The sequence below is a fragment of the Phenylobacterium sp. genome, from assembly GCF_036402295.1.
Taxonomy (GTDB): Bacteria; Pseudomonadota; Alphaproteobacteria; order Caulobacterales; family Caulobacteraceae; genus Phenylobacterium.
In genome coordinates, this window is record NZ_DASWTE010000015.1 from 1 (window position 1) to 9,441 (window position 9,441).

Genomic DNA, 9,441 nt, shown 5'->3' on the forward strand with positions numbered 1-9,441 from the left:
GGCGTGGTGTTGCGACCCTTCACGCGGCGCATGACCGCCGAGCGCTTCTCCGGGCCGTAGACGTCGGTCATGGGCGCAGCTCCCACGGGGTCGGACCGAGGCGGAACGTGCCGGTGAGCGTGGCGGCGGCGATGCGGTCGAGGCCCGGCGCCTGGCTGAAGGGCGCGAACAGCCAGTTGCGCACGAACGGTCCCACCGGCCCGGCCGACTGGAACAATGGCGTAAGCGCGCGCGAGAAGAGCTGGTAGGGGCCGGTCTGCAGCCGGCGCGCCCGCTGGTAGGCCGGCAGATCGCTAGGCTCTGCGACCTGGTAGGCGAGCTCCACCGCGTCGATGAGGCCCAGGTTCGCGCCCTGGCCCAGCTGCGGGCTCGTGCCGTGGGCGGCGTCGCCGATCAGGACAAAGGCGCCGGCGCACCACCGACCGACCGTCACGTCGCGGTAGATCGCCCGGTTGAACGCGGCCGGACCGTCGAACTGCGCCACGATAGGCTCGACCGCCGGCCAGGCCGACAGGACCCGGGATCGCCAGGCCGCGAAGTCGCCGGTGTAGAACCCCTCGAGCTCGGTCACCGGCAGTGACCAGAAGAAGCTGACGAGGTCGGACGGCCCGCCCGGCGCGGCGCCGATGGGCAGGACGCCGATCATCGTCTCGGCGCGGTGATAGCGCTGGGCGAGCGCGCCCGCGAAGGCGCCGCCCTCGTCGCGCGCATTGACCCAGACCGCGCCCCACGGATAGACCGGCGCGCGCGCTTGCGGCCGAATGCGGGCGCGCAGGGTCGAGGCCGAGCCGTCCGCCACTACCACGAGGTCGTACGGGCCATGGCTGCGGCCGCGGGCGTCGCTCAGCGTCGGGGCCTCGAGCCCGTCGAAGCCAGTGACCTCGGCCCCGGTCCGCACCTCGACTCCGGCTGCCTGCACGGCGTCGAACAGCACCTGGAACAGGGCGGCGCGGTGCACGCCCAGGCCGAAGCCGTCGCGCCTCCAGGTGGCGTAGGCCATCTTCATCAGCGTGCGGCCGGCGAGGTCGTAGCCTTCCAGCCGATCGACTCGCGCCCCACAGGCGAGGATGGCTTCGCGCAGACCCAGCGCGCGCATCGCCGCCAGCCCCGACGGCTGCAGCAGCAGCCCCGAGCCCAGCGGGTGCGGCGCGTCGAACGCCTCGAGCAGGACGACCTCATGGCCCCGGCGCGCGAGCGCCAGCGCCGCCGCGAGGCCCGCGACGCCGCAGCCGACGACCCCAACTCTCAGGCCTAGAGCCCTTCGAACAATGCGGTCGAGATGTAGCGCTCGGCGAAGCTCGGGATGATCGCCACCACCAGTTTGCCGGCCATGTCGTCGCGGCTGGCGACGTCGAAGGCGGCCACCAGGGCCGCCCCGGACGAAATACCGACAGGTATGCCCTCTTCCTTGGCCACGCGACGGGCCATCTGGAAGGAGTCGTCGGCGCTCACCTGGATCACCTCGTCGATGACGCCGCGATCGAGGATAGAGGGCACGAAGCCTGCGCCGATACCCTGGATCGGGTGCGGTCCGGGCGGGCCGCCCGACAGCACCGGCGAGGCCTGGGGCTCGACGGCGATCATCTTCACCGATGGTTTGCGGGCCTTCAGTACCTGGCCGATGCCGGTGATCGAGCCGCCGGTGCCGACGCCCGAGATCACCGCGTCGACGCGGCCTTCGGTGTCGTTCCAGATCTCCTCGGCGGTCGAGACCCGGTGGATCAGTGGGTTGGCGGCATTGTCGAACTGCTGCGGCATCACCGCGCCCGGCGTGGCGTCGACGATCTCGCGGGCGCGGGCGACGGCGCCCACCATGCCCTTTTCGCGGGGAGTCAGCTCCAGCTTGGCGCCCAGGATCGCCAGCATTTTGCGGCGCTCCACCGACATGCTCTCGGGCATGACGAGGATGCACTTGTAGCCCTTGGCGGCGGCCACGAAGGCCAGCGCGATGCCGGTGTTGCCCGAGGTGGGCTCGACGATCGTGCCGCCCTCTTTCAGCAGGCCCTTGGCCTCGAGGTACTCGATCATCGCCACGCCGATGCGGTCCTTGACCGAGGCCAGCGGGTTGAAGAACTCGAGCTTGGCGATCACCTCGCCCTTGGGCTTCAGCGCCTGGGTCAGGCGCGGCAGCCGCACCACCGGCGTGTCGCCGATCAGGTCGAGCACGGAATCGAAGATCTTGCCCCGGCCCGAGCGGCGGTACCGCGCGGCGTCGTAGGTCTTGTCGGGGGTGGCGTCCATGATGCGGGTTCTCTGGGTTTGGCTGCCCTTGTGGCCGCGAACCTAGGACGTCTGCGAGGCGCCCGCCAGCGCTCTTCCCTCCCTTGATGGGGAGGGAAAGGCCAGAGTGAGAGAGTGTGGGCCAGAACTCAGAGGGCGGGGAGGATCAGCACCTCCTCACCCTGCTCGCCTGACGGCGAGCTGTCCCTCCCCATCAAGGGAGGGAAGGAGCACCGGCTCCAGCAACTCGCGGGCAAGCCAGCGAACGACGGGCACGGCGACGCCGTCGCCGGCCACCTGCAGCGCGCCCGTGGTGGTCCTCGGCAGGAGATAGCTGTCGGGAAGGCCCATCAGGCGGGCGGCCTCGCGCGGGCTGATGAGGCGCGAGCGGACACGGCCGGCGTCGACCACCACGATGGCCTGGCGCGAGGAGCCGCCGCGGGGCGTGCGCAGACAGCCGGCGAGGCCGTCGAACCGCACCTCGGCGCGCTGCACCGTGCGGCCATCCTCGAGGCGCGAGCGGCGGAAGACGGCCCCGACCCCCCGGCCGCGAGCCTCGAGGCGGGCGCGATGCAGGGGTCCCATGAGGTCGAGCAGGTGGGCCGTCTGTGCCGGGGAATGCCAGGCGACGGCCGCGTCGGGTTCGAGGACCGCTTCCAGGTGCGTGTTGCGGGATGGCGGCGCGGCCAGGCGCCACCACACCCAGGCGGCCGCCGTCTCGGCCGGTAGGGCCGCGTGCGCCGCGCGCACGGCGCGAGTGTGGAACGGGCTGTCGCCGGTCAGGCCCGCCGGAACCTCTCGCGCGGCGACCACGAACACCCGCGGCCGGGACTGCGGCAGCATGGTCGCCGCGTCGATCTCCAGCGCGCCGAACCGGTAGCCGCGGGCGGCCAGCGCCGCGCCCAGGGCGGCGAAGTCGGCGCCGCCGTGCGAGGTGAGCAGGCCGACCACGTTCTCGATCACGATGAGCCGCGGGGCGCGGCCGAAGTCGTCCAGCGCTTCCATCAGCCGCCAGAAGCCGAAGAAGGCCGACGAGCGCCCGCCCGCCAGCCCGGCGCGGCCGCCGGCCAGGCTGAAGTCCTGGCAGGGACTGGAGGCCCAGGCCAGGTCGGCTCGGCCCGGCAGGTCGTCGGCCGCCAGCGCCCAGACGTCGCCTTCGTGGAAGTGGTCCGCGGCGTCGGCGAAGTTCGCCCGATAGGCGGCGGCCTTCACCGCGTCGAAGTCGTTGGCGAAGGCGCAGGTCCAGCCGTCGCCCAGGCCCAGCCGGGCCATGCCGCCGCCGGCGAAGAATTCGTAGAAGGTGTGCGACGACCGACTCATCCGGACGCGAGTCTAGCCTGCGTCGCGGCGATCGTAAGGGTCACGCCCGCCCCGGCATGGGGGGACACGGGAGGGCCGGGGCGGGCGCGTCGCGTCGGAATGGGACCGACGAGAACAGGGCCAGGGTTGCCCGGCGGTGTTAAGGGGTGCGTAACCGGTCCGGTTAACTCGCGTTGATGGTGAATTTCATGCGCTTCGTCCTCGTCCCGCTCGCCCTCGTGGCGCTCGCCGGCTGCCAGCCGCGGGATCCCGACGGCAGGGCCGCCGACGCGCCGGCTGGGGCAAAGCCAGCCGCCGCGACCGCCATGGACATCAGCCAGCCCCTCACCGCACGCGGGAACGAACCCTTCTGGGCGCTGACGATCACCGACGGCGCGAAATTCCGGCTGCAGCGCCCCGACCACCCCGACGTCACCGCCGAGGCCCCCGGCGCGGCCATGTCGCCGCACGCCACCACCTGGGTCGCCAAGGGCGCCAAGGGCGAGCAGCTCACCGTGACCCTGCGTCCTGGCGAGTGCTCCGACGGGATGAGCGACCTGAAGTACCCGATGAGCGCCGAGGTCGTCCTGCTGCACGAGTCGCTCTACGGTTGCGCAGCGAAGACTGCGGAACTGCCGCGCGAGGGCGGCTAGTCCCCCACCTCCAGCGTGGCGATCTGGCCCGGCTGTTCGTCGGTCGGGTCAGGCTTGGGCACGGCGAAGATCGCGGTCGTGGCGGCGACGGCGGCCACCGCGAGAATGATCTTCCAACGCATACGCTCCTCCTTCTGGAGGCATCCTCTCCAAGGCGTGGGGAATGCGGCCGCCCATGGCGCGGTTCCACGACTCGGCGCTTGACCGACCCCGCGTCACGGGCGGCAAATGCTCGGAAAACACGGTACGGGAGACGCCCCATGCAGAAGGCCTTCGATCTCGTCGTACGGGGCGGAACCGTCGTCGACGGCACGGGAGCCCAGGCCTTCGAAGCCGACGTGGGCGTCAAGGCCGGCCGCATCGCCGCCGTCGGCAAGCTCTCCGGTGCGGGCGCCACGGAGATCGATGCGCGCGGCCAGATGGTGACGCCGGGCTTCGTCGACATCCACACCCACTACGACGGCCAGGCCACCTGGGACGAGCGGCTACAGCCCTCCTCGTGGCACGGCGTCACCACCGTGGTGATGGGCAACTGCGGCGTGGGCTTCGCGCCCTGCCGGGAGGGCGACCACGACCTGCTCATCCGCCTGATGGAAGGCGTCGAGGACATCCCCTTCCCGGTGCTGGCCGACGGCCTGCCGTGGAACTGGGAGAGCTATCCGGAATACCTCGACCGTCTGGCCGAGCGCAGGTTCGACGTGGACGTGGGCAGCCAGCTGCCGCACGCCGCCCTGCGCGTCTACGTCATGGGCCAGCGCGGCGTGGACCGCGAGCCGGCCACCGCGGCCGACATCCACGCCATGGCGGCGATCGCCAGGCGCGCGATGGAGGCCGGCGCAATGGGCTTCGGCACCTCGCGCACGCTGAACCATCGCAGCTCCGACGGCTCGCCCATCGCGACGCTGACCGCGGGAGAGGACGAGCTGACCGGCATCGCGCTCGGCATGGCCGCCGCCGGCAAGGGCGTGCTGCAGGTGGTCAGCGACTTCGACCATCCGCAGGAAGAGTTCGACATGCTGGAGCGGATCGTGGCCGCCTCCGGCCGTCCCCTCTCCTTCTCGATGGTGCAGAGCCCGCGCAGCCCCGCGGGCTGGCGGAATTTCCTCGAACGCATGTCCGGCGCCAAGGCCAAGGGGCTGCAGATCCGCGCTCAGGTGGCGAGTCGCCCGGTGGGCGTGCTGTTCGGCCTGGAGCTGACGGTGAACCCCTTCAGTCACCACCCGAGCTACCGGGAGATCAAGGACCGGCCGCTGGCCGAGCGGGTGGCGGCGCTGCGCGACCCCGACTTCCGCGCCCGGCTGCTCTCGGAAGAGGGCACGGCCCGCGCCATCGGCCTCAGTCCCTCGCGCTTCTGGGATCGCACGTTCCCGATGGGCGAGGAGCCGGACTACGAGCCGACCCAGGACCAGTCGATCGCCGCCATCGCCGAACGCCAAGGCGTCAGCCCGTTCGAGATCGCCCTGGACCACATGCTGACCAACGGCGGTCGAGGCATCCTCTATCTGCCGCTCCTGAACTACCCCGAGTTCACGCTCGACCCGGTCTACGAGATGTTCCAGCACGACTGCGTGGTGCCGGGCCTGTCGGACGGCGGCGCACACATGGGCATGATTTGCGACGGGTCGTTCCCCACCACCAACCTCGTCCACTGGACGCGCGACCGCACACGCGGCCCCAAGCTCTCCATCGAGCACATGGTCAAGGGCCAGTGTCGCGACACCGCCGAGACGGTCGGCCTGTTCGACCGCGGCGTGATCCAGCCCGGCTACCGCGCCGACCTCAACGTCATCGACTACGACCGCCTGAAGCTGAAGGCGCCACAGGTGGTCTATGATCTGCCGACCGGCGGGCGGCGGCTGATCCAGCGGGCGGAGGGCTACACAGCCACCGTCGTGGCGGGCCAGGTCACCTACCGCGACGGCGCGCCCACCGGCGCCCTGCCCGGCCGGCTGCTGCGCGGGGCCCAGGCGGCGCCGGCGAGGCTGGCGGCGGAGTAGATCCCGAAGGGAGGCGGCTGATGAACGCAGTGACCCCGTACCCTGAGGTGCTGGAAACGGCCTGCGAATGGACGGCGGCCGATGTCGCCGATCCCGCAGGCTGGACCGAACATCTGTCGCCCGCCGAGGTGGACGAGTTGGAGGCGGCCGTGGCCCACGCGGCGGCGATCTCCGACAACTTCCTGGAGATCGGCAAGGACCAGTTCCCGCTGCCCACCCTGGGGCCGCGCCTGAAGACGATCGAGAAGGCGCTGATCGACGGCCGCGGCTTCGTTCTCATCCGCGGGCTGCCCCGTGAGCGATGGACCAACGACCAGATGAGCCTGGCCTACTGGGGGATCGGCATGCACCTGGGCAAGCCGTGGCCGCAGAACGCCAAGGGCCACCTGCTGGGCGACGTGACCGACCATGGCAAGGCGCCGGGCGACCCGACCAGCCGCGGCAACGAGATCGGCCTCGTGGGCCTGGACTTCCACTGCGATGGCAGCGACCTCGTGGGCCTGATGTGCCTGCAGACGGGCGTGTCGGGCGGGCTCTCGGCGGTCTGCAACTCGGTGGCGTTGCACAACCGCCTGGTCCGCGAGCGGCCCGACCTGGCGGCCGAGCTCTACAAGCCGCAGCCGTTCGACTATCGCGGCGAGCAGGCGCCGGGGAAGCCGGGCTGGTATCCGATGCCGGTGTTCTCGAGCCTGAACGGCCGGCTCTTCATCCGCCTGATCCGCCCCTACATCCTGGCCAGCCAGCGCCACGCCGACGCCCCGCGCCTGACCGACAAGGCCGTCGAGGCGCTGACCTGGATGCAGGACATGGCTGAGGGCGGCGACTACTCGGTGATCATGGACTTCCAGCCGGGCGACATGCAGTTCATCAACAACTTCCACGTCCTGCACGGCCGCACCGCCTACGAGGACGACCGCGCCGCGGGGAAGATCCGCCATCTGAAGCGCCTGTGGCTCGAGACCGAGGTGCTCAAGGAGCGGCCCAGCCAGTTCGTGAACCGCATGGGCACGCACTGGGCGAAGAAGCTCACCATCAGCCGCATGGATGCTGCTCAATGACCATCGTGACGCGCAGCGACCGCAACGGCGCCGCCACCCTCACCCTGAACCGGCCCGACAAGCTGAACGCGCTGAACGTCGAGCTCTTCAAGGAGCTGGACGCCCATGTGCGGACGCTGGCGGGGGAAACCGAGGCGGTGGGCCTCGTCATCGTCCGCGGCGCTGGGCGCTGCTTCTCGGCGGGCCACGACCTCTCGGATATCGCCGCGGGCGAGAAGCTGCCCGAGCCGTTCTTCCAGTCGAAGGTGATCGAGCGGCTGGCCGACCTGCCGCAGCCCGTGGTGAGCGCCGTGCACGGCCACTGCTACACAGGCGCACTCGAGCTGGCGCTGGCCGGCGACATCGTCTTCGCCGCCGAGGGCGCGCGCTTCGCCGACACCCACGCCAAGTGGGCCCTGACGCCCGTCTGGGGTCTGTCGCAGCGACTGCCGCGCCGGGTGGGGACCTATCGGGCGCGGGAGATGATGTTCACCTGCCGCACCGTGATGGGGCCCGAGGCGCTGAGCCTGGGCCTGGCGGACGTCTGCGTGCCGGACGCCGAGTTCGACGGCAAGCTGGAGGCGCTCGCCGACCAGATCCTGGCCAACAGCTGGTTCAGCCACCGGGCCAACAAGCGCCTGGTCCGCGAGACCGACGGCCTGCCGATCGGCGCCGGCCTCAGCCACGAGATCTACCGCGGCGAGGGCCGCGGCCCCGACATGGCCGAGCGCATCGCGGGCTTTCAGTCGAAGGCGGTCAAGCAGGCCTGATCACGCGGCTGCGGCCGGCTCGTACAGCCGCGCGGGACGGTGGGCGCCGTGGACGAAGTCCTCGGTCTCGCGCACGCAGCCAAGGGTCGCCACCATCTTGCGGAAGTTGCGCTTCTCGGTCTCCTCGCCGAGCACGGCCTCGTAAGCCGCCTGCAGCTGGCTGAGCGTGAACCGCGGCGGCAGGAGGGCGAACAGCGGAGCGATCTGGCCGGCGCGCGCGCCCAGCGCCTCCAGCGCGCGCTTGAGGATCAGGGCGTGGTCGAAGGCCAGCGGCGGCAACGCATCGATCGGGAACCAGCGCGCCTCGGCCGCATCGGTGTCGGCCTGCAGCCGCAACTCGTCGGACGGCAGCAGCGCCAGGTAAGCCACCGAGATCACCCGCTCGCGCGGGTCACGATCGGGCGCGCTGAAGTTGCCGAAGTGGACCAGGAGGTCGGCGTCGACGCTGGTCTCCTCCCGCAGCTCGCGACGGGCGCAGGCGTCCAGCTCTTCCTCGGGCTGCAGGAAGCCGCCGGGCAGCGCCCAGTCGCCGCGGAAGGGTTCGGCTCCCCGCTCGATCAGCAGCACGTTCAGCGCCCCGCGGCGCAGGGTGAAGACCGCGATGTCCGTGGCCACGGCGGGATGCGGATATTCGTACGTGAACGGCATGGAAGTGTATTGACGACACTAAGTCGTCCCTGCTAAGTGTTAACCAGACACTAAGTCGGTTCGTCACCGTGTCAATCGCGAGCTCGTCCCCCGAGGAGCCGCCTGGACGCACCCGACGACCGCCTTGGTGTCACGGACCCTCTGCGCGCGAGTGGCGCGCTCCGGCGCTGGGTGCTGAGCCGGGGCTGGCCGGTCATCGACTGAGGGCGATCCTGCGCCGTGGTGTGGGGTGCAATTCCACCGCGGCGACAGTGGCGCGCGCGCCCGCTGGGTGGCCGCCCGGCCCTTCTGGGGCTGGGCGTGCCGCCCGGCGAGGCTGCTGGGGCGACAAAGGGCGCGTCCTCAACAGAAACCTCGCATCTGCCGCAGACCAGAACGGGAACGCGCGCTGGCGCCGTCGCGCAACCCACGGCATACAGTCCCGATGAGTCCCGCCCTCGCCGAGGCCGAGCTTTCGCCCCTGGACGCTGCGCGCGAGATCCTGCGCCGCACGTTCGGGCACGCCGAGTTCCGCGGCCTGCAGGCCAACGTCATCGACGAGGTGCTGGCGGGCCGCAACGCGCTCGCGGTGCTGCCGACCGGCGGCGGCAAGAGCCTCTGCTACCAGATCCCCAGCCTGGTGCGGCCGGGCCTGGGTCTGGTGGTCTCGCCGCTGATCGCGCTGATGACCGACCAGGTGGCCGCGCTGGTGCAGTCGGGTGTGGCGGCGGCCAGGCTGGACAGCGCGATCGAGCTCGATGAGCGGGCCGAGACCTGGCGGCGGATCGAACGTGGCGAGCTCGACCTGCTCTACGTCTCGCCCGAGGGGCTGATGCAG

The 9,441-nt window shown here is 71.2% G+C and carries 10 protein-coding genes; 5 read left to right on the top strand and 5 right to left on the bottom strand.

What is annotated here, in order from left to right; all coding sequences use genetic code 11:
* Positions 1-67 precede the first annotated feature (67 nt).
* The 3 genes from VGD44_RS01060 to VGD44_RS01070 form a co-directional block, all read right to left on the bottom strand.
* A complete protein-coding gene (locus tag VGD44_RS01060) occupies positions 68-1,270 on the bottom strand; it encodes an NAD(P)/FAD-dependent oxidoreductase (RefSeq protein WP_331082988.1) in 1,203 nt (400 codons plus the stop codon).
* Positions 1,252-2,241 (bottom strand): cysteine synthase A, encoded by a 990-nt coding sequence (gene cysK, locus VGD44_RS01065; protein WP_331082969.1) that lies wholly within the window; start codon positions 2,239-2,241, stop codon positions 1,252-1,254. The genes VGD44_RS01060 and cysK overlap by 19 nt, the downstream gene beginning before the upstream one ends.
* 156 nt (positions 2,242-2,397) lie before the next feature.
* Positions 2,398-3,540, bottom strand: coding sequence for a DNA (cytosine-5-)-methyltransferase (locus VGD44_RS01070; RefSeq protein ID WP_331082971.1), 1,143 nt, complete (start codon positions 3,538-3,540; stop codon positions 2,398-2,400).
* Between the two features lie 188 nt (positions 3,541-3,728).
* Here VGD44_RS01070 and VGD44_RS01075 point away from each other — a divergent pair, with 188 nt between their 5' ends.
* Positions 3,729-4,172 carry a hypothetical protein gene (locus VGD44_RS01075; protein ID WP_331082973.1) on the top strand — a complete coding sequence of 148 codons (444 nt, stop codon included), beginning with the start codon at positions 3,729-3,731 and terminating at the stop codon, positions 4,170-4,172.
* Here VGD44_RS01075 and VGD44_RS01080 read toward each other — a convergent pair.
* Complete coding sequence (locus VGD44_RS01080; protein WP_331082975.1) at positions 4,169-4,294, bottom strand: hypothetical protein; 126 nt, start codon at positions 4,292-4,294, stop codon at positions 4,169-4,171. The two genes, VGD44_RS01075 and VGD44_RS01080, sit on opposite strands and share 4 nt — an antisense overlap.
* Before the next feature lie 138 nt (positions 4,295-4,432).
* Here VGD44_RS01080 and VGD44_RS01085 point away from each other — a divergent pair, with 138 nt between their 5' ends.
* Genes VGD44_RS01085 through VGD44_RS01095 form a run of 3 tightly spaced genes read left to right on the top strand, consistent with a single transcriptional unit; the run spans position 4,433 to position 7,976 of the window.
* A complete protein-coding gene (locus VGD44_RS01085) occupies positions 4,433-6,169 on the top strand; it encodes an N-acyl-D-amino-acid deacylase family protein (RefSeq protein WP_331082978.1) in 1,737 nt (578 codons plus the stop codon).
* A 20-nt stretch (positions 6,170-6,189) separates the two neighbouring features.
* Complete coding sequence (locus VGD44_RS01090; protein WP_331082980.1) at positions 6,190-7,227, top strand: TauD/TfdA family dioxygenase; 1,038 nt, start codon at positions 6,190-6,192, stop codon at positions 7,225-7,227.
* Positions 7,224-7,976 (top strand): enoyl-CoA hydratase/isomerase family protein, encoded by a 753-nt coding sequence (locus tag VGD44_RS01095; RefSeq protein ID WP_331082982.1) that lies wholly within the window; start codon positions 7,224-7,226, stop codon positions 7,974-7,976. Before VGD44_RS01090 ends, VGD44_RS01095 begins: the two co-directional genes overlap by 4 nt.
* On the opposite strand, the gene VGD44_RS01100 is transcribed toward VGD44_RS01095, so the two are convergent.
* On the bottom strand, positions 7,977-8,624 hold the full coding sequence (locus VGD44_RS01100) for an NUDIX hydrolase (RefSeq protein ID WP_331082984.1): 648 nt from the start codon (positions 8,622-8,624) through the stop codon (positions 7,977-7,979).
* A gap of 424 nt (positions 8,625-9,048) precedes the next feature.
* Here VGD44_RS01100 and VGD44_RS01105 point away from each other — a divergent pair.
* A partial coding sequence (locus VGD44_RS01105) for a DEAD/DEAH box helicase (protein ID WP_331082986.1) occupies positions 9,049-9,441 on the top strand: 393 nt, incomplete at its 3' end.

Bases quoted from the DNA above. Each gene is read 5' to 3' on its own strand.
- VGD44_RS01085 (WP_331082978.1), top strand. From the start codon at position 4,433: ATGCAGAAGGCCTTCGATCTCGTCGTACGGGGCGGAACCGTCGTCGAC.
- VGD44_RS01070 (WP_331082971.1), bottom strand. From the start codon at position 3,540: ATGAGTCGGTCGTCGCACACCTTCTACGAATTCTTCGCCGGCGGCGGC.
- VGD44_RS01090 (WP_331082980.1), top strand. From the start codon at position 6,190: ATGAACGCAGTGACCCCGTACCCTGAGGTGCTGGAAACGGCCTGCGAA.
- VGD44_RS01095 (WP_331082982.1), top strand. From the start codon at position 7,224: ATGACCATCGTGACGCGCAGCGACCGCAACGGCGCCGCCACCCTCACC.
- VGD44_RS01100 (WP_331082984.1), bottom strand. From the start codon at position 8,624: ATGCCGTTCACGTACGAATATCCGCATCCCGCCGTGGCCACGGACATC.
- cysK (WP_331082969.1), bottom strand. From the start codon at position 2,241: ATGGACGCCACCCCCGACAAGACCTACGACGCCGCGCGGTACCGCCGC.
- VGD44_RS01080 (WP_331082975.1), bottom strand. From the start codon at position 4,294: ATGCGTTGGAAGATCATTCTCGCGGTGGCCGCCGTCGCCGCCACGACC.
- VGD44_RS01075 (WP_331082973.1), top strand. From the start codon at position 3,729: ATGCGCTTCGTCCTCGTCCCGCTCGCCCTCGTGGCGCTCGCCGGCTGC.